The organism is Paenibacillus sp. FSL R5-0490 (genome assembly GCF_001956215.1).
Taxonomy (GTDB): Bacteria; Bacillota; Bacilli; order Bacillales; family Cytobacillaceae; genus Cytobacillus.
Genome location: NZ_MRTQ01000014.1, coordinates 66,673 through 86,623 on the forward strand (window position 1 = coordinate 66,673; position 19,951 = coordinate 86,623).

General features: G+C 40.8%; 15 protein-coding genes. All 15 read left to right on the top strand.

Translation table 11 applies throughout. The features are described from left to right. Positions 1 to 136 precede the first annotated feature (136 nt). The 15 genes from BK139_RS13120 (at position 137) to BK139_RS13190 (ending at position 19,692) form a co-directional block, all read left to right on the top strand. On the top strand, positions 137 to 4,801 hold the full coding sequence (locus tag BK139_RS13120; RefSeq protein ID WP_076259462.1) for an Ig-like domain-containing protein: 4,665 nt from the start codon (positions 137 to 139) through the stop codon (positions 4,799 to 4,801). A 299-nt stretch (positions 4,802 to 5,100) separates the two neighbouring features. Then, positions 5,101 to 5,433 carry a DUF3870 domain-containing protein gene (locus tag BK139_RS13125; protein WP_035331011.1) on the top strand — a complete coding sequence of 111 codons (333 nt, stop codon included), beginning with the start codon at positions 5,101 to 5,103 and terminating at the stop codon, positions 5,431 to 5,433. 228 nt (positions 5,434 to 5,661) lie between these two features. Beyond that, the gene (locus BK139_RS13130) at positions 5,662 to 6,759 is read left to right on the top strand and encodes a M24 family metallopeptidase (RefSeq protein WP_139325628.1); all 1,098 of its coding nucleotides are present in this window, start codon (positions 5,662 to 5,664) and stop codon (positions 6,757 to 6,759) included. Between the two features lie 46 nt (positions 6,760 to 6,805). Continuing rightward, positions 6,806 to 8,410, top strand: coding sequence for an ABC transporter substrate-binding protein (locus tag BK139_RS13135; protein WP_083675364.1), 1,605 nt, complete (start codon positions 6,806 to 6,808; stop codon positions 8,408 to 8,410). A 63-nt stretch (positions 8,411 to 8,473) separates the two neighbouring features. Next, on the top strand, positions 8,474 to 9,457 hold the full coding sequence (locus BK139_RS13140) for an ABC transporter permease (protein WP_035331008.1): 984 nt from the start codon (positions 8,474 to 8,476) through the stop codon (positions 9,455 to 9,457). Between the two features lie 11 nt (positions 9,458 to 9,468). Further along, the gene (nikC, locus tag BK139_RS13145; protein ID WP_076259466.1) at positions 9,469 to 10,371 is read left to right on the top strand and encodes a nickel transporter permease; all 903 of its coding nucleotides are present in this window, start codon (positions 9,469 to 9,471) and stop codon (positions 10,369 to 10,371) included. 17 nt (positions 10,372 to 10,388) lie between these two features. Next, positions 10,389 to 11,327: a succinylglutamate desuccinylase/aspartoacylase family protein gene (locus BK139_RS13150; RefSeq protein WP_076259468.1), complete on the top strand. Its 939-nt coding sequence runs from the start codon at positions 10,389 to 10,391 to the stop codon at positions 11,325 to 11,327. Then, a complete protein-coding gene (locus BK139_RS13155; RefSeq protein ID WP_076259470.1) occupies positions 11,327 to 12,526 on the top strand; it encodes a hypothetical protein in 1,200 nt (399 codons plus the stop codon). Before BK139_RS13150 ends, BK139_RS13155 begins: the two co-directional genes overlap by 1 nt. Before the next feature lie 11 nt (positions 12,527 to 12,537). Further along, positions 12,538 to 13,857, top strand: a complete 1,320-nt coding sequence (locus BK139_RS13160) for an aspartate aminotransferase family protein (RefSeq protein ID WP_076259472.1) — start codon at positions 12,538 to 12,540, stop codon at positions 13,855 to 13,857. 13 nt (positions 13,858 to 13,870) lie between these two features. Then, positions 13,871 to 14,881, top strand: a complete 1,011-nt coding sequence (locus BK139_RS13165; protein WP_076259474.1) for an ABC transporter ATP-binding protein — start codon at positions 13,871 to 13,873, stop codon at positions 14,879 to 14,881. Beyond that, positions 14,856 to 15,842, top strand: a complete 987-nt coding sequence (locus BK139_RS13170; RefSeq protein ID WP_076259476.1) for an ABC transporter ATP-binding protein — start codon at positions 14,856 to 14,858, stop codon at positions 15,840 to 15,842. Before BK139_RS13165 ends, BK139_RS13170 begins: the two co-directional genes overlap by 26 nt. Positions 15,843 to 15,859: 17 nt before the next feature. Next, entirely contained in the window at positions 15,860 to 17,044 is a 1,185-nt protein-coding gene (locus tag BK139_RS13175; RefSeq protein ID WP_076259478.1) for a M24 family metallopeptidase, read from the top strand. Between the two features lie 343 nt (positions 17,045 to 17,387). After that, the gene (locus tag BK139_RS13180) at positions 17,388 to 18,137 is read left to right on the top strand and encodes a YveK family protein (RefSeq protein ID WP_076259480.1); all 750 of its coding nucleotides are present in this window, start codon (positions 17,388 to 17,390) and stop codon (positions 18,135 to 18,137) included. Further along, positions 18,121 to 18,822 carry a CpsD/CapB family tyrosine-protein kinase gene (locus tag BK139_RS13185; protein WP_076259482.1) on the top strand — a complete coding sequence of 234 codons (702 nt, stop codon included), beginning with the start codon at positions 18,121 to 18,123 and terminating at the stop codon, positions 18,820 to 18,822. The genes BK139_RS13180 and BK139_RS13185 overlap by 17 nt, the downstream gene beginning before the upstream one ends. A gap of 102 nt (positions 18,823 to 18,924) precedes the next feature. Continuing rightward, a complete protein-coding gene (locus BK139_RS13190; protein WP_076259484.1) occupies positions 18,925 to 19,692 on the top strand; it encodes a tyrosine-protein phosphatase in 768 nt (255 codons plus the stop codon). Positions 19,693 to 19,951: the final 259 nt, after the last annotated feature.

Consider the following 19,951-nt stretch of genomic DNA (forward strand, 5'->3'; position numbering starts at 1 on the left):
TAAAACCCTCAAAATAATGTAGTTATGCCTTGAATGGAAAGTGTCAGAAAAGTATAATAGTATGGGTAATATTACCTAAAGTTACTTTATATGGTTTTTGGTGGTATTAAATTCCTAAGAATTTAAGGAGGAAAAGATGGGGAAGAGAAAAAGCAAAGGTTTAATTTGGGGAATTACGTCTGCTGCGGCAGTGGCTGGATTGGCAGCCGGAAATCCGGTACAGGCGGAGGCCAGCATAACAGCTGACCAGCATGTAGAAAAGGCTGAGAAATTAGCAGGGGCATTAAAGTGGGAAGTGTCATACGAATATCGAAAAGCAGCAAATCCCAAACATGCAGCAGATTACCCGGATATGAAATTATTCAATGAGACAAAAGCTGCTTTAAGAGAGGCAGAAAAAGCCGTTAAAGAAGTGAAAGGCAAAGATAAGGAACTCTTGGAAGCAAGGCTGAACCAGCATGTCAGAGTGTACTTCGACCGGGCAGTAAAATATATTGATGCTGTATCTGCAGGGAAGAAAATTACGGCTAAAGCAGAAGTTTTAGAAAATTACCTGGTTAATCACCAGATCGATGATGCAGCTGAAAAAGCATACCATGATCTGTCACTTGAAATTAAAAGAAGGTCTCCGTTCATTTATAAAGCTTACGGAAAAACCACCCGTGATGCATTACTTGATACATATCAGCAGAAAGCCTATGAAATTAAAGAAAGTGCTTTATATCCTATATCTCTTAAAATGGAGATGGACCGGCTGGATTCCGCGTTGAAAAATAAAGATACAGATCAAGTAATCTATCATACCAGCAGAATTGACAAGCTGTTTAAAGATGGGACGAAACTGGATTTACTTGATAAAAAGTCAAAACTGTATACTAAATTAAAAACAAATTATGAATCCTATCAGGAGAAGATCAAAGCATTTGTTTCAATTATTGAATCCCATTCCACAAATGCTGATCAGCCCACAACAGCAGGCGGAAATTCAAAAGAAGTGAAAACATACAAAGAATCTATCGTGTTAGTTGCAGGCAAGGGGCAATATATCAAACTGGCCAATGCCGAAGTGGATGGAAATATTATTATTAAAGGAAACGAAACTGGCGCAGGTACGGTTTATCTCGAAAATATAGAAGTAAACAAAGGCGGATCCATCATTGTCGATGATGTAGCGGAGCATAGCTTATATCAATATAATGTCACTGCTGAAAAATTAGTGATTAATGATGCAAATGGCGCCAATATTGTTGGGGATAAAGGGACAAAGATTGAATCCGTTACAGTTTCAGATGCAGCAGGTGTCTCTGGCAATATTCATATCGAGTCAAAAGATAAAGGTGCTTTTGGAAACATATCGATCGACTCTTCAGGGACTAAAGAATCTGAAGGAGTTTCCCTAAAAGGTGATTTCTCAGAAACTCTTGTATCTGTGAGCGGGAAAGACACTAAACTTAATGTTAACAAAGACACGAAAATAAAATCGGTAGATGTTAAATCATCTATGAAGCTGTCAGCTGAAACGGGGGCCCAGGTGCAGTCTATTAATCTAGCTGCAGAAGAAAAAGGGCAAACCATTGAGCTTGGCGGTGATTTGAAAAATACTGTTGTAAACATCATGAATGCCAATGCGGAAATTACCGTAAAAGAAGACACGCATATTAAAGAAGTGAAAAAAGACAGCAGTGTAACTGGAAATGTGGCCATTAAGAATAATGGCAAGGTGGAGAAATCAACAGGAGTGGAACTGACAAATAATCCGCCAGTGCAGACTCAGCCGCCGGCTGTACCGGGCACACCATCCAGTCCGCCTCCTTCCAATGGCGGAGGAAACGACACTGAAGAACCTGTACCAGCTGTCATTGAGTCAATTTCAACTATCACCAAAACGGTGACAATTAACGAACAATACTCATTGCCGAGTGAAGTAACAGTGAAATTAAGCGATGGCTCAACAAGCTCCGTTGCCGTTACATGGGACAGGACCAATTTGGACACATCAGCTGCAGGTGAGCATGAGTTCTTTGGAACAGTTGAGGGGTATGATAAGCAGGTTGTACTTGTAGTAAAAGTGCTTCCAGCCGGGTTTGCACTCAAAGATAATGGGCAAACAGCCGCAGTTTCCACAAGTGCTGCATTCTCCTACGCTGCTGAACAGCCGGGAATTACAAAAATAGAAATAGTGGATGGATTCAATGCGGCTAACAGCGGGAAAGTACGCCAGGAAATCGTGATTCCGGAAGATATTCAGGATGAAACCATAGATTTCAATGGTTTGAATTTACCAAAGGTATCAGTTTATGGAGACAATATTCTAATAAAGAATGCAACCATAAATACACTGAACATAGCAGAAACTGTTTACGATCTGACACTGCAGGATGTAAAAGACGGAGAGAATTCCACCCATAACTTTGATGGGGGCGGCGAAAATTCCATTGTCCTCACCGGGAATACAATCTTTAAGGGAAGTATAAAGATCACCTCAGGCACTGCCATCCAGGTCCGTGCGGAGGGCGCAGAATCAAAAATTGACGGAACAATTTGGATTGAGTCTGGTGCGGCGACCAAAATTGCTGCTCCGGTATCGAATGTAGTTGTCAATACAGAGAATGATAAGGTTATTATTAATAACCAGGTGGATCAGCTTATTCTTAGAAGCAATGCCAATATTGAATTAGGCGAAGGTGCCAGCATTATAAATGCCAAACTGCGTGTTGGTGTGACTCGTCCTGCCATTCCTTCAATTGACTTCGAGGTCATTTTGGATACTTTTGAGTTGGAAAGATATATATTAGATGCTGAAAATCTTATTCAGCATACCCCACAGGGTGATGGAGAAGGAGATGTATCTGCCGAAGCTGTTTCTGAACTGCAAGCTGCAATAGACAATGCTAAAAGTGTGAAAGAGGAAAATACAGATGTTGAGTCTGAAGTCCAGATTCTCATTGATGAAGAGTCCGCTATACTTAAGGAAGCCATTTCCCAATTTAGAAAATCTATCATAACTCTGGATCTAACAGACTTGCATTACGAATGGCAAAGAGCCCAGCGTCTTGCTAATAGAGTTGAAACAGGTACAGAACCGGGGCAGTATCCGCAAGAAGAGTATGACAAATTGGTGGCTCTAATAGCGGAAGCAAAGGAAATGTATGAAGGATTTGGACATTCACAGCAGGAAGTGGATGCAAAAGTGTCCGAAATCCAAAACTTTATAGAGGATTTCCTGAAAACCAGAATTGAAGATGGGAATGATGAGGATCCAAGCATGGGAACAGGTATATCCTTTGTCATTCAGGGCGAACAGTTTACTCCTGGCTGGGTTGATGTTGAGGTAATCCCTATAACTGAAAATGGCGGATCTCATATGGAAACTCGTCCGACGATTAATACAGAACCAGTTGAATCCGGATTAAAAATCAATGTGACAGAAATCGATGAAACGGTTGCTGAGACATTCTACATTGTAATTCAAACGAATAATTATTTATTTATTGAAGAAGTAACACGTGCTGAGTTAAGGGAAGGGCGTACGAAGCAAATTGCACCGAACGGGAATCATGTTCCATTAAAGGTGAATATACCAAACATTGATGTGAGCCATGAGGATTCTTTAAGCATGAATCTAACAAAAGAAAGTGAAAAAGGCATACTCACTGTACGGGTTAGCCCAGGTACTTATATTCCTTCTGGAACCTATAACATTCACTTTAATGGTGAAAGGGATAATGAATCATATAGTTTATTTAAGGATGGTTATACAGTTTCTGAAACCAATCATACACTTCAATTTACAGAGAGTGATATGGCAAAAATCGTATTTGAAATGGAAACAGCAAATGCTCTCAATTACCGATTAGAACATGCAGGACCGCTTTACTCTTTGGGAAATAAATATAATACAATTCTTCATCCGAAATTTGAAAACAATGTTAACACCCTTTATCTGACTAAAGAGAAATATCAAAGCATTAATCCAGTTTATTCTCTTGAAAAGAATCAGCAAGCTTGGGAAATTACATTCAGAACTGGCCCGATGAGTGTTACAGAAGATACAACGATAAAAGTAGATGATAATATTAGCATTAAAGGGGATTGGCATTCTCATATTACTAACCATGTTTTAGATGTGAATACCGAATTTATGAATTACTTTAACAACTCTGTAGTAAATTCTCAGGGGCAGCGTATAGAGAATTTCAGTAAGTTGATACCAGAGAATGAAGGGTATATACGCAGAGATGCAGTAAAGGGAAAAGTTACATTAAGAGTAAGCGGAAAAGTTTTTACAAAGGAAATAGACCGTCTTGACTTTAACATGGTTAAGTTATCAGACCTAACCGGTGGAGAAGTAGTATCCGGCCAGGCGGAATTAGAATTTTCCGTGGTAGATTCCCCAATTCCGATCGAACCATGGAAACAAACCATTACAATTGGCAATTCAGAAGATAGCGGATCGGCTGCACCTTCTGAACCCACAGATGCTGATAAGGTTGCTGAAGCAAAAGAGCTTATTCGGAATCTCGAACTTGGATGGGATACTGATATCAACACAACTATTGCAGCAATAAATACTGAAATAGCAGGCTTAAATTTAAATGAAGATGTAACAGCTATAGCTTCAGAAGGAACAGAAGATCAAGCGGGGAAAGTGATCATAACTATCACAAGCGGTGAAATCATGGATGAGTCAATAGTCTTCGAAGCGCCGCAAGGAACACAAACGATAGATGGTGGAGTATCTGCTATCCTAAATTTAGGAGAAACATTTACTGTTAAAGATGGGATTGTAACATTGAGCTAAATTGGAAAGGCAATTACAAAGCCCCCAGCCATTGCGGTTGGGGGCTTTACTATAAAGAGCATTATCACTTCAATCAAACGTTTGATTAAATTCCGTTATGAACGTTACAAATTTTACTTAATAAATTAAAAAAAAGGCAGTTATAGTTTTATTTTACCCTGAGAGAAAGAATGGATCTATTATTAATCTATTGTAATTTTCTAAAAATAACAAAAAATATCCTTCCGTTACCGAATAAATTTTGGCATAATAGTTAAAAAGATTTAATATAAAAAAGTAAATAGAGGGGGGTACTGTGTATGACTTTTGATGATACGATAATTTGTACGGGTTATTCTCGATTGCCTGATGGAATGACTGCTAAAAATCTTTATGGTGTCATGGGTGTTGGATTTGAGGTTGACCCAAAAACGGATTGTATTTTGAATGCTTCTAGTACCTTTGTCACAAATATGTGTACTGATTTTATTAAAAGTATTTTTACCGGCCACGATTTAAAAGAAGGTATAGAGGGCCCAATTGAAAGATTTGAAAGAAGGTATTTTGGTCTGGGAAAGAAAGCAATTGTAGCTGCAATGCGGGATGCATACAATCAATATTCTATTTATAAGTCAATGAATGTTCCAGTATAAAAAATTTAAAAATAGCTATTGATTTACAATCAATAATCTGTATAATTTAAATATATAGAATAATTAAAATAATTTAATTTTTCCAGCGAGCCTGAAGTTCGGTGGATAGGCAGCCCCTATTCATACAAAGGATTTTAAGACCAAGCTGTTCGAAAATACCCTTTTTGTAAGGTGTATTTCGACATGGCTTGGTCTTTTATATTTTTATAGGAAAAGGAGTGAAGGTGATTGAGATCAAATCCATCAAGAATAATTAGGAGTATGCAGGAGACAGAGTTAAATGGATATGATCATTTAGTTGTCTCGTCAACCTATAACCTAAAGTATCTTTTAGGAGCTAATTTTGATACTGGGGAACGGATGACTGTGCTGCTTTTAACACCGGGGAAAAAGACAAAACTCTTTATACACCAAATGTTCTCCGATCAAATCCCTGAATTAAATGGAATTGAAATCGTGTACTACAGTGATGATATGGATCCTGTAAAAACATTAGCTTCCCATTTTTTAAACAAGGAAAGGTTAGGAATTGATCAGACGTGGCTCTGTTCCTACTTTATTGATTTATTAAAGCATCTTCCAGAAATAAAATTCGAGAAAAGTACGATTGTAGAAAAGTTAAGAGAAATAAAAGACGCACAAGAGATTGATACACTTCGCCAATCCGCAAAGATTGCCGATGCTGTTATGTATCAAATTCTTCAGCTGCAGCATTTCCCCTGTACTGAGCGGGATGTTGCGGCAACCATTAAGAGCTTCTTCGCTGAAAACGGTGTAAATGAATTATCTTTCAAACCGATCATTGGTTTTGGAAAAAATTCTGCGAACCCTCATCATACGATTTCTGATCAAGTCTGTCAGCTGGACCAGCCAATCTTAATTGATATGGGAGGACTGTTTAAGAATTACTGCTCCGATATCACGAGAACCTTTTATTTGGGCAGGAGAGATCATAAATTTGAGGACATATACAAAATCGTTCATGATACGCAGCTGCAAGCAATCGATAGGGTCAAACCAGGCATTGCTTTTTCAGAAATTGACATGTTTGTGAGGAGTTCATTTGAGAAGTGGGGATATGAAGAAAATTTTATCCATAGAACAGGGCATGGGATTGGACTTGAGCTGCATGAAGGTGTATCAATTCATAAAAACAATCATGATTTAGTTTCCCCAGGAATGGCTTTTAGTATCGAACCAGGGCTATACTTTCCGAATCAATTTGGAATTCGGATTGAAGATATAGTGGTTGTTACAGATGATGGCTGCGAAGTGCTGAACAATAGTTCCAAGGAGGTGCAATATTTGGAGTTAATCGGAGTTTAAAAGGTTGTATGATTCAAATTAATTGATAAAAGGGAGGAATATTAGAATGAATAAGAAAAGCTGGTTTTCCATTTTGTTTGTTATGATGTTCATTTTCTCTGCTTTTCTAGCCGGCTGTTCCTATGAAAAACCAGCCAGCAATAATACAGGTTCCGCAGGATCTGATGATGGAGATGCTGGCGCTGCAAGGGATGAAATTAAGGTCGGGCTGGATGTGGATGCAGGCACGATGGACCCTCGGCTATCAAAAGATACATCTGCCAAAAGGGTTTCCGAGTTAGTCTATGATGGCCTCATTCGACTATCGGCTAATCTGGAGCCTGAACCTGGACTTGCAGAGAAATGGGAAAGTCCTGATCCAACAACCTGGATTTTTACCCTTCGCCAAGATGTAACCTTTCATGATGGTGAACCATTCACGGCAGAGGACGTAAAGTATACATTTGATAGTTTAATTGATCCAGATTTTCAGGCACCCTACGCTTCACTTTATGAGCCGATAAAGTCTGTTGAAGTAGTAGACGATTATCAAGTGAAATTTATTTTAAAAGAGCCATCCGCACCACTATTAAGCTATCTGGACATTGGGATTGTACCTAAACATATTGGTGAAAAGAATGATAATACTTTATCCAATAATCCAATCGGGACAGGTCCTTATAAGATGGTGAAGTGGGATAAGAACAGCAAAATCTCATTTGAAGCAAATGAAAAATACTGGGGCGGCTCACCTAAGACAAACAAGTTAACCTACTTTATTATTCCTGATAACTCCACTCGTGTTGCCTCATTAGAATCAGGAGATATTGATATCGTACATTCTCCTCTATCCCCTCAGGATATCAAAAGAATAAAAGAAAATGATCAATTTGAAGTTATTGAAACAGAAGGACTTGGATTTACTTATTTGAACTTTAATCAAAAACACCCAATATTATCGGATCTAAAAGTGCGTCAGGCAATTGCCCATTTGGTCAACAAAGAGGTTATCTCTTCTGATATTTATCAGGGAATGGATACACCTGGTAAGTCACCACTTATCCCAGCTTCATGGGCATATGATGAGTCCATTTCCGGCTTTTCTTACGACCCGGCTAAAGCGGCGGCGTTATTTAAAGAAGCTGGCTGGGAAGATAGCGATGGCGATAGCATTCTGGACAAAGATGGAGAAAAATTAAAAATTACTCTCTCCACTCATAGTGAAGATCCAAACCGTATGCAGGCAGTTGAATATCTGCAAAACGAATTCACTAAGAATGGGGTAGAAACTGAAGTGAAAACTAGTGAATGGCCAACTTTCAGTACAGGTCTGACGGAAGGTAACTTCGATATTGCATTAGTTGGATGGCTAAACCTGGTTGATCCGGATCGATCCTTCTATAACCCTTTCCATACAAATGGAGGAAGCAACTATGGCAAATACAGGAATGCAACGGTTGACGAATTAATTGAGAAGGGAAGAACTACTCTGGAACAAGCTGAACGTAAATCCTTCTATCAGGAAGCTGCAAAAATTGTTACAGAAGAAGTAGCATATGATGTCCTATTATACCAAGGCTATATTGCTATGTTTAACAAGAACCTTAAAGGCTTTAGTGAGCATCCGGCGGGTAGTTTCTATGGACTTAAAGATGCTGAAATAACAAATTAAGGAAGACTGAAGCAGGGAAGGGGAGGTTTCCCTCCTCTTGCCTTAAAGTCAGGAGTGATTTAAATGGCAACATTTATTGTAAAGAGGTTCTTTCAATTTATTCCTGTATTATTAGGGATTTCAATCTTAGTCTTCTTCCTGCTGCATCTTATTCCTGGTGACCCTGCCCTTACTCTGCTCGGGCAAGATGCAACAAAAGAGGATCTCGAACGATTGAGAAATGTTCTTGGGTTAAATGAGCCTCTTTATATTCAGTTAATGGTTTTTCTTAAAAATCTCTTTCAAGGAGACTTAGGAATTTCTATATTTCAAGACACACCTGTTATTACACTGATTTCCACTCATCTCCCTGCTACTCTGGAGCTTGCAGTTGTAGCTATGATCATAGCACTTTTAATTGCGATTCCTCTAGGGATCATATCTGCAGTAAAACAATTTTCCTGGCTTGATTACGGCAGCATGTTTTTTGCGCAGATTGGTGTATCGATGCCGGTTTTCTGGATGGGACTGTTATTGATAATTGGCTTTTCTGTAAATTTGAATATCCTTCCTTCCTTTGGAAGAGGAGAGCCGCTATTGGATGCGTTCGTGCAAACGATTCAGACCGGAAATCTCTTCTATTTAGTCGATAGTTTACAGCATATTATTCTTCCTGCCTTCACTTTAGGCGTAATGAGTGCTGCACTCATTACCCGAATGGTCAGATCAGCCATGCTTGAAGTATTGAAAGAAGATTATATCCGAACAGCCGAAGCAAAAGGGGTTAGAGGTATTGTTGTCATCATGAAACATGCTTTTCGCAATGCCTTAATTCCGGTAGTAACCATCGTTGGCCTTCAATTTGGAAATTTATTAGGCGGTGCCATTGTCACGGAGACCGTATTTGCTTGGCCGGGAATCGGCCGGTTAGTCATAACGGCGATCAGCCAGAGGGATTTCCCGGTGGTTCAAGGCTGTGTCTTAATGATTGCGCTTATTTTCGCTTTAATTAACTTGATTGTGGATATTTTGTACGCCATTATCAATCCAAAAATTCAACAAGGATAAGGAGGGAGATGATGGAACTATCGAAACAATACCAAACAGAGAACCAAACAGGAACTCTCCCCAAGAAGGGCTTTGACTTTAAAGACTTTTTCCAGCTTATCACCCAGAGTAAGTCCGTTTTAATTGGCGGTGCTTTTATATTAGTGGTTGTGATTTGCGCCATTTTTGCTCCTGTCATTTCTACTCATGATCCATATGAAATGAATATGAGTGAACGGCTGCTCGCACCAATGGAAGATGGTCATATTTTAGGAACCGACCAGTATGGCCGGGATTTGTTTTCCAGAATCATATACGGGGCAAGGGTTTCTCTTGAAGTGGGATTAGTTTCAGTGGTGCTGGCCATGGTTATTGGTGTTACGCTCGGTTTGGTATCTGGATATTACGGAGGCTGGGTTGATACGCTGATTATGCGCGTCGTTGATATCTTCCTTTCATTTCCTGTATTGCTCTTAGCCATTGCCCTAGTTGCGGCTCTCGGACCGGGTATAGAAAATGTGATTTTGGCCCTCGGCTTTGTATACTGGACCAATTATGCGAGGATTGTACGGGCAAATGTTCTGGCTATTAAGGAAGAGGAATATATTCAGGCGGCAAAGACGATTGGTTCGAATGATTTTCGCATCATCTTTTTAAATATTTTGCCCAATTGCCTGGCTCCGATTGTTGTTGTAGCCACACTTGGGCTCGGGACCGCTATTGTTTCTGAAGCGACACTAAGCTTTCTTGGTCTTGGCATTCAGCCGCCGGAATCCAGCTGGGGCTGGACACTGGCATTTGGAATGAAATTTATCAGGGAGGCCCCGCATTTATCGGTCTATCCAGGCTTAGCGATCATGTTCACAGTATTAGGCTTTAATTTATTGGGAGACGGAATCAGGGATTTAACCGATTCGAAATTAAAAAGGAATTAATTAAAGGAGGAATTATCATGACAGTTACATCTACACGCGAATATAAAGAGGTTGTTGTTACACATTTATCCAATGGAACACCGCTTTCTTTGCCAATCCATACCATTCAAGGGGTAAAAGAGGGACCGGTTCTTGGTATTTCTGCCCTTGTACATGGTGATGAAATCATTGGAGCGGAAATCATCAGGCGAGTATATAACCGCTTAGATGAATCTGAACTATCGGGCACGATTAAGCTTCTCCCTGTTTCCAATCCGCTGGCATTTGAAAGTATGACTAGAAATACACCTCTTGATATGAATAATTTAAACAGGGTGTTTCCGGGAAACAAAAACGGCTGGGTAACAGAGCAGCTTGCCAATTCAATGGTGGAAAACTTTTTAGATCACATTGATGTCTATATTGACCTGCATGCTGGCGGTGCAACCCCGGTTGTTGATTATGTATACATTCAAAATAATGAAGAATTATCACGGGCATTTAACTTCCCGATTTTATACCGTCCTTCGCATCCATATGAAGGCACTACAGCTACTTATACATTAGAAAAAGGCATCCCAAGCATTACAGTCGAGGTAGGAGGAGGACCCAACCACAATAAAGACATTGAAAGAGGAGTAGAAGGGATTTTCAATGTGATGCGAAAGCTGAAAATGATTCCCGGAGAGGTCACGCCTCCTCCAAAACAAAAGGTTATGACTGAAATTACGATTATTCGTCCGAAGCACGGCGGAATCATGGTGCCGGAATTTGACTTTAGTGCTGTAGGCACCGTCATTGAAGGAAATCAGGTTCTGGCAAGAACTTATAACCCAAGAACATTTGAAGAGCTGGAAGTCATTCGGGCCCCATTCCAGAATAACGTGGTGATTTTAACAAGAGGACTCTTTAATAAAGTAAGTCCGGGAGATTATGGATTTATGCTTGGTAATCTTGATAGTGCGGAGGAAGAATAATGAGAACTGAAACGGTCCATTTCGAGTCCTTGGACCACAAATTGTCACAGGAATATACGCAAATTGTACTGGGGATGGATGATTTTTATCGGAAAAACCTCCCATCCGGCTCAGAAGCTTCACTTGATCAAGAAGGATTAGTACCCATTAACTTAACGAGAGAAACACCAAATTCCTACAGCAGCTGGAATGAGATTTTTGCAGATTTCGAGGATTTAAGAAGCAGCTATTCAGCTATACAATCCGAGGTTCGCAGAAACTATATGCAGCAGCAAATCGGTTCACTCCTAAGGCTGGCAAGATGGCGGAGCGGTGAGGAGATTCCCTTCAGGGAGAATGTTAGAGGTCTGTTATATGTAAATGAAAATCCCTTTTCAGAGGCAGAAAGAAAAGAGCTTCATTATAGACTCGAATCTTTATTAATCCAAAAGGGATTCTCAGGAACGCTGAAAGAGAAAGTAAAGAAGTGGGAACAAGCACAGCATGTCCCTTCACAACAGGTGGAATCTGTATTAAAAGATTTACTTTCTCAAGGAAAAGAGCGTGTTGTTCAAAAAATGTTTAAAGAGATGGAAGATGTGGAGGTAACTCCAGTGGTCGTGAACGGTGTCCCGTATAGTGCCTATTGTGACTATGTTGGCGGGAAAATGTATATAAATGGCGATCTGTCCTATACCTATGAATCTTTAAAACATTTAGTCACGCATGAATCTTTTCCGGGCCATACTACACATATGAGAATAAGAGAATTAGGTGTCCAATCGGGTGATATCCCGCTTGATGCCGGGTTAGTCATCACCAATACAGCAAGCAGTTCTGTATTTGAGGGGATTGGAGATAATGGGATCGATTTCATTGATTGGGCGGATTCCCTGAATGATGAAATCTACAAAGTTTATCAGGAAATCAAATCAATTTCCGGAATAAATGCTGCACATATGATCCATGCAGAGGGAAAGTCAGATGAAGAAATTACTGCATTTCTAAGAGACTTTGCATTTGGTGAAGAAAATTGGATTCATTCCAGGCTCCGCTTTTTCAAACATACCTTAAGAGCTCCGTTTATTTATTCTTACTGGAGAGGAAATGAAGCGGTAAAAGAGATCTATAAGCGGCTGTCTGAGGATAGAAAACCAGCTTTCTATGAGTTTTTATATAAAAATATGTTATCTGCAGATACAGTTAAACAATTCAGATAGGATGTGACAGGATGGAACTAACTAGATCAGAAGAATTATTTACAAGAGCGGTAAAATCAGTGCCTGGAGGGGTGCACTCGAATTCCCGTTTCCGCAATCCACACCCCATCTATTACCAAAAAGCAGAGGGGGCTTACCTGACTGATGTGGACGGCAATCGATATATTGATTGCATTATGGGGAACGGGGCTGTCATTCTTGGTCACAATGATCCGGATTTCAATGAACGGATGCAATTCTATAGTACTTCAGGAATCGTGACTGGTGTGGAGACGGAACTTAGTGTTAAAACGGCTGAAAAGTTTTTATCCATGGTTCCGACAGCTGAACAAATCCGTTATACCAATACAGGAACAGAAGCGGTTATGCATGCAATGGCTATGTCCAGAACGTATACACAAAAACCGGATATTGCCGTAATTGAAGGAGCATATAACGGCTGGCACGACGCTGTATTTGTCAGTACCTGGCCTGATCTGCAAAAGGCAGGTGAAAAGTCAGAGCCAAAGTCACTTCCTGGTGCATCGGGGCTTATAGAGGATGTAGTGAAAAGCACCCTCGTCCTGCCATTTAACGACCTGGAAACGGCTGAACGCCTGCTGACAGAAAATAAACACCGGATTGCTGCATTAATTATTGAACCAACTATGATAGATATTGGTTATATCCCGGCCAAAAAAGATTACTTGCAAGGGCTAAGAAGGATCTGTGATCAATTAAATATTGTCCTGGTGTTTGATGAATTATTAACCGGGTTTAGAGATTCTCCTGGGGGTGCTCAAGGGTATTACGGCGTGACACCTGATCTTTCTACATTCGGCAAGGCGATTAGCAATGGCTATATGCTGGCGGCCTTGGCTGGAAAAGCATCCATTTTCGAAACGGTCACCCCCGGGAAAGGAACATGTTCTTTTGTGGGGACTTATAATGGCCATCAGGTGTCATTAGCTGCTTCATTGGCCTTTATGGAAATCTATGAAGAAAAACAGGTTTTTCGTACATTGCAAAATAGAACAGAAAAACTGATCGCTGAATTCGCAAAATCAGCAGAAAAATATCAGGTGAAAGCTAGAATGCAAGGAAGAGGCGGGCATTTTCATTGGTACTTCACCGACCAGGAAATAACAGACTATCGCAGTGCTACACATAGTGAAAAGGAAAAATATGCAGCGTTTATTGCAGCATTTACACAGAAAGGTGTTTATTGTTCACCAAACTATCTGCTCCACCATGCCATATCAGTTGCACATACAGATGAGATTATTCAACAGTTAGTGGAGTATATGGATGCAAGCCTGCAGCAAACTGCTGGGGTTAAAGCAGGTTCATAAGGGGGAATGATTCGTGAATTCGAACATCCTGGAAGTCAAAAATTTAAAAACCACCTTCTCCTCTAGAAAGGCTTCTTTTAACGCAGTCGATGGCATCTCCTTTCATGTCGCGAAAGGAGAGACCCTCGGCATAGTTGGAGAATCAGGCTGCGGAAAAAGTGTAACTTCACTATCTATAATGGGCCTTGTTAAATCTCCTGGAAAAGTATCGGGAGATCAAATTGATTTTAACGGTGTCAACCTCCTGAATTTGCCCAAAAGAGAGATGAGAAATCTTCGCGGCAATAAAATCAGTATGATTTTTCAGGAACCCATGACTTCGCTCAATCCTGTCTACAGTGTAGGAGAACAAATCGGAGAAACGTTAAAAATCCACAAAAAGCTTAAAGGTGAAGAGAGAAGAAGAAAAGTTGTTGATTTATTAAAACAGGTTGGGATCCCTCGGGCTGATGAAATTTATGATAATTACCCGCATCAATTATCAGGGGGAATGCGGCAACGGGTCATGATTGCCATGGCAATGGCTTGTGACCCTCAGCTGATTATTGCGGATGAACCGACGACTGCTTTGGATGTTACGATTCAGGCCCAGATCCTTGAGCTTATGAAGGATCTGCAAAGCAAAAAAGGGATGTCCATGATCCTCATCACCCATGACCTTGGTGTGGTATCAGAAGTTTGTGACCGTTTGATTGTTATGTATGCCGGTAAAATTGTAGAGACAGGACCTGTAAAAGAGGTATTGAATAATCCATCCCATCCCTATACAAAAGGCTTATTGGCTTCATTGCCAAAAAAGGGCCATAAAGAAAAACGGTTACATTTTATTCCCGGTCAAGTCCCTGCACCAGCCAATTGGGGAAAAGGCTGCCGTTTTTCTGATCGCTGTCCGTATGCAATGAGCCAATGCGAAACAAGTCTTCCTCCGCTTTTGAAAGCCGGTGAAGCGCAAGAATCTGCCTGTTGGCTAATACCTGATGAAGAGGGGAGTACTCACAATGGCATTATCGAAGCTACAAGATGACTATATTTTAGAAGTGGAAAATGTAAAAAAGTACTTCCCTATAAAAAAGGGGATATTTTCTAAACAGGTGGGCGCGGTGAAAGCAGTTGATAATGTTTCTTTTCAGTTGCGAAGAGGAGAGACCTTAGGGGTTGTAGGCGAAAGCGGCTGCGGCAAATCGACCATGGCAAGGCTGATTATCCAGTTATTGAAAGCAACGGAGGGCCGCATTAAGCTTGAAGGAAAAGATCTAACAGCCATCTCAAAGGAAGAACTCCGAGCAACCAGAAGAGATATTCAAATGGTTTTCCAGGATCCTTATGCATCCCTCAATCCAAGATGGACAGTGGAAAAAACGCTATTAGAACCAATGAAGGTATACAATATTGGCACCAAAAGCGAAAGAAAAGAGAAGGTAGCCGACTTGCTGAACAAAGTAGGCCTTGATCCAAGTTATGCTAAACGCCATCCCCATGAATTCAGCGGCGGACAGCGCCAGAGAATCGGAATTGCCAGAGCATTGGTTCTCAACCCAAAAGTGATCATTGCGGATGAACCCGTTTCAGCACTTGATATTTCCGTTCAGGCACAGGTCATTAATCTTATGCAGGATCTTCAGGAACAATATAATCTCACTTATATGTTCATTACCCATGATTTATCCGTGTGTGAACATATATCCGATCGCGTGGCTGTGATGTATCTTGGAAAAATTGTAGAGCTGGCAAGTAAAGATCAGCTTTTCTCAAATCCCCTCCACCCTTACACGCTAGCCTTAATTTCTGCTGCACCAGAGGTGAATGCAGACCATAAAAGAGAAAGAATCATTCTAAAAGGGGATGTTCCAAGCCCGGCCAATCCTCCATCCGGATGTGCTTTTCACACTAGATGCCCAAGCTGTATGGAAATATGCAAGGCAGAAACACCAGCGCTGACTGAAAAAGAACCAGGACAGTTTGTAGCCTGTCATCTATATCAATAAGGATAGAGGGAGTTTCTATGAGATTATCCATTTCAAAAAAAGAAATTAAGACCAGGCAGAAAAGGTTCTGGGAAAATCTGCAGCAGCAGGACCTGGACTGTGCAATCATTTTTAGCCCCATTGATATATTCTATTTAACCGGTTTCTTTTTTCACCCGACAGAGCGGCCGATCGCCTTTTTTGTGGACTCCAATCAGAATACCCACTTATTTGTTCCATTTTTAGAAAAAGAACATGCTGAAGAATTTTCAGGTGCTATAAACTTTGTACACTCCTACCCTGAATATCCCGGAATCAGGCATCCGATGGAGTATTTTAAGGAAGATTTAATAGCAGCTGGGTTTCAGGGGAAACGAGTAGGAGCTGATAGCCTTGGATATGCTTCAGCATCAGGATATAGAGGACCGTCAATTGACCAATTACTGGAGGCTAAGGGGTATCAATCAATAAAGGATATGGTTCCAGCGTTAAGGATGATTAAATCGGACGAAGAGATCGAATTGATTAAAGAGTCCTGCCGCTGGGGAAATCTTGCCCATCGTTTATTGCAAAAATACTCTAAGGCAGGAATAAGTGAGCTGGAGATTACAAGCAGAGCCAGTACAGAATCAACCTTGGCCATGATTGAAACCTTAGGTCCGGAGTACAAACCTCATGGGGAAACAGCCTTTGCCCTGTTTAGAGGGCAGGTCGGGGAGCTGTCAGCTTATCCTCATGCAGTTGCTCAAAATGTAACTTTAAAGAAAGGAGATACATTAGTCACTGCAGCTGCTGCGAGTATATGGGGCTATAAAAGCGAGTTAGAAAGAACAATGTTTGTTGAGGAGGCAAACAGTGAACAAAAAACATACTTCCAGCATATGTATAATGCGCAGGAAGTGGCTTTTCAGCATATCAAACCTGGGAAGCCTTTATCATCAGTAGAAGTAGAGGTTCAAAGATATTTTAAAGAAAATAATATTACCGAATTAACTAGACATCACACTGGCCACGCAATCGGCTTGCTATTTCATGAATCACCTTTTTTTGACTTAGGTGATCACACCATCATGGAGCCGGGTATGGTTTTTACAGTCGAGCCAGGCATATATGTAAACGGGGTAGGAGGTTTCCGCCACTCAGATACAGTACTAGTAACAGGAGACGGAATGGAAATGTTAACATACTATCCGAGGGATTTGGAGTCAATGATTTGCTCTTAGTGGCACAATGCTTACGACTGAAAATAGTTTAAAATAAGTCAATAGTCTTGGGAGCATCGGAAGGAAAATAGGTGGAGTATCTGCTATCCTGAATTTAAGAATAATCATTTACGGTCAAAAATGGAATCAAGACACTCATTTAATTCAAAAAATATTTTAAGGGTCTCCAGCCATTGCGGCTGGAGGCTTTTCTGTATTGTAAGTATAGGAAATTATGAATTTAAATAATTATTAGAAAATAATTCCAACACCATCTTTTTCTATAATAATGAACTAATTGAAATATTTGTATGATATAATATTTCCTGGAAATGTCGAAAAAACATGACTTTTGGAGGATATTATGGAAGAGACAATTAGCCTGCGTGAGTTGTTTGATACGCTGAAAAAGAGAATGACGTTAATACTTGTGATAACCATCCTGGCGGCCGCCATCAGTGGTGCTGTCAGTTATTTTGTGATTAAGCCAATCTATAAATCTTCCACACAGATTTTGGTCAGCCAGGCAGCGGCCGGCGAATTGGCTTCCCTGGCAGGACTTTCGTTTGATGCGGATGCCAAATACATCGAAACCTATAATGTCATTATGAAGAGTCCTTATATTCTGGATCAGGTCATTGAAGAGCTGAAATTGGATACGACTCCTGAAGCGCTGAATGGAAGCGTGAGCGTAGCCCAGGAAGGCCAGTCGCAAGTCGTGACAATCAGTGTGCAGAATGAGGACCCGGCGGAGGCTGTAATCATTGCCAATGAGATTGCGAAGGTATTCCAGCGTGAAATTTCAAGTCTGATGCGAATTGATAACATCCACATTCTTTCTCCGGCAGAGCTTCCGGAAATACCTGTGCCTGTAAAACCTCAGCCGGTTTTGAACATTGCGATTGCCCTTGTGGTCGGGTTAATGGCTGGTGTGGGTCTCGCGTTCCTGCTCGAGTATATGAATAACACCATCAAGACGGAACAGGATGTGGAAAAACTGCTCGAGCTTCCTGTATTAGGTATTATTACAACCATCAATGATGATAAAACTGGTTCCCCAAAGCAGCGAAAACAGAAAAAAGTAAGAGGTGAGACGGTTGGTACTCAAGGCTAAAAAGACAAATAAGCAAAACAGCAAACGTTCATTAATTACCCATTCGGATTCCCGTTCACCCATTTCAGAACAATATCGGACAATCCGCACCAACATCCAATATTCTGCGGTGGATGAAGATCTCCGTACGATTATGGTGACATCAGCCGGACCGGGGGAAGGGAAATCTACGACAGCAGCCAATCTTGCGGTAGTCTTCGCACAGCAGGGGAAGCGCGTGCTGCTGATTGATGCGGATCTCCGCAAGCCAACGATGCATTACACCTTTCACCAGAATAACCACAAAGGGTTAACCAATATTTTAACGAAGCAGGCAAACCTGAAGGATGCGAGTGTGGAAACGGATATTGAAAACCTGTCCATCCTGACGAGCGGACCGATCCCTCCGAATCCGGCTGAAATTCTTGGATCACAGTCAATGGATGGAATGATCGAAGAGGCGCTTAGCGAATATGATCTGGTGATTTTTGATACACCGCCTGTATTGGCCGTAACGGATGCACAGATTCTGGCGAATAAATGCGATGGAGCCATCCTGGTCGTCAAGAGTGAGAATACGGAAGTGGAAGCTTCTTTAAAATCTAAGGAATTGCTGCTGAATGCAAAAGGCAAGCTTCTTGGTGTGGTGCTGAACCAGAAGAAAGTGAAAGATAATCAATACTACTATTACTACGGTGGAAAATAAATTAATTCGACAAAATTCACCTATTTTCAATAAAAAGGAAATATTGGATGATATTTATTTTGACAACGCTGTCTAATTTTAGGGAAAAAGGAGGGGCGTGGCATGATTGACATTCATACCCACCTTTTATTTGGGATCGATGATGGATGTGAAAGCCTCAATGACACGCTCGCAATGGCAGAAGCGGCTGTAAAGGAGGGCATTCATACCATCATCGCAACGCCGCATCATAAAAATAGCCGCTATGAAAATAGCAAAGACGCCATCTTGCTGAAAACTGGCGAGTTAAACGAAGTGCTGAAAGAGAAGCAGATTCCGCTTACGGTTCTTCCCGGACAGGAGCCCAGAATTTACGGTGAAATCCTGGAGGACTACCGCAAAGGTGAAATTCTTACCTTGAATAATGGCGGGCAGTATTTATTCATTGAACTTCCATCCTCTCATGTTCCCCGTTATACGGAAAAACTGCTCTATGAGATCCAGATGGAAGGACTGACCCCGATCATTGTCCATCCTGAGCGAAATCAGGAAATCATTCAGGAACCGGACATTCTTTACAGGCTTGTGAATAATGGTGCATTAACACAAGTGACTGCTTCAAGCCTCACCGGGCATTTCGGAAAGAAGATAAAGAAATTTTCCTGTCAGCTCATAGAAGCTAATCTGACTCATTTTATTTCATCGGATGCCCATAATCTTACCAATCGGCCTTATCGGCTAAGGGAAGCATATGATGAAATTGATCAATCGTATGGAATTGATACGGTATTTCTGTTTACGGAAAATGCAGAGCTGCTTGTGCAGGGGCAGAATGTATATAAAGAGCCGCCGGAGAAGGTTAAGACAAAGAAATTTTTAGGGCTATTTTAACTATATGTATAATAGCTTGGTTAGCTATTGTATTATTTTTAGCATCTATATAGGTATTATGTACTAAATACATGTGACTATTTAGGTTTGTAGCACCCTTCAAAATTTTTATAAGGGTGCTGATTTAAACTATTAGTAAGCGTAATACATAATTTTCTTTAAATGGAAAATATAGTTTTTAATTTGTGGTGATGTCTCCCAACCAATATCAATGGAGGCACTCGGCCATACTGTGGGATGAGATCATCGTCTTTTCCTT

Coding starts and splice junctions, on each gene's coding strand:
- BK139_RS13175 (WP_076259478.1), top strand. CDS start 15,860: ATGAGATTATCCATTTCAAAAAAAGAAATTAAGACCAGGCAGAAAAGG.
- BK139_RS13170 (WP_076259476.1), top strand. CDS start 14,856: ATGGCATTATCGAAGCTACAAGATGACTATATTTTAGAAGTGGAAAAT.
- BK139_RS13155 (WP_076259470.1), top strand. CDS start 11,327: ATGAGAACTGAAACGGTCCATTTCGAGTCCTTGGACCACAAATTGTCA.
- BK139_RS13180 (WP_076259480.1), top strand. CDS start 17,388: ATGGAAGAGACAATTAGCCTGCGTGAGTTGTTTGATACGCTGAAAAAG.
- BK139_RS13150 (WP_076259468.1), top strand. CDS start 10,389: ATGACAGTTACATCTACACGCGAATATAAAGAGGTTGTTGTTACACAT.
- BK139_RS13120 (WP_076259462.1), top strand. CDS start 137: ATGGGGAAGAGAAAAAGCAAAGGTTTAATTTGGGGAATTACGTCTGCT.
- BK139_RS13190 (WP_076259484.1), top strand. CDS start 18,925: ATGATTGACATTCATACCCACCTTTTATTTGGGATCGATGATGGATGT.
- BK139_RS13125 (WP_035331011.1), top strand. CDS start 5,101: ATGACTTTTGATGATACGATAATTTGTACGGGTTATTCTCGATTGCCT.
- BK139_RS13160 (WP_076259472.1), top strand. CDS start 12,538: ATGGAACTAACTAGATCAGAAGAATTATTTACAAGAGCGGTAAAATCA.
- nikC (WP_076259466.1), top strand. CDS start 9,469: ATGGAACTATCGAAACAATACCAAACAGAGAACCAAACAGGAACTCTC.
- BK139_RS13135 (WP_083675364.1), top strand. CDS start 6,806: ATGAATAAGAAAAGCTGGTTTTCCATTTTGTTTGTTATGATGTTCATT.
- BK139_RS13140 (WP_035331008.1), top strand. CDS start 8,474: ATGGCAACATTTATTGTAAAGAGGTTCTTTCAATTTATTCCTGTATTA.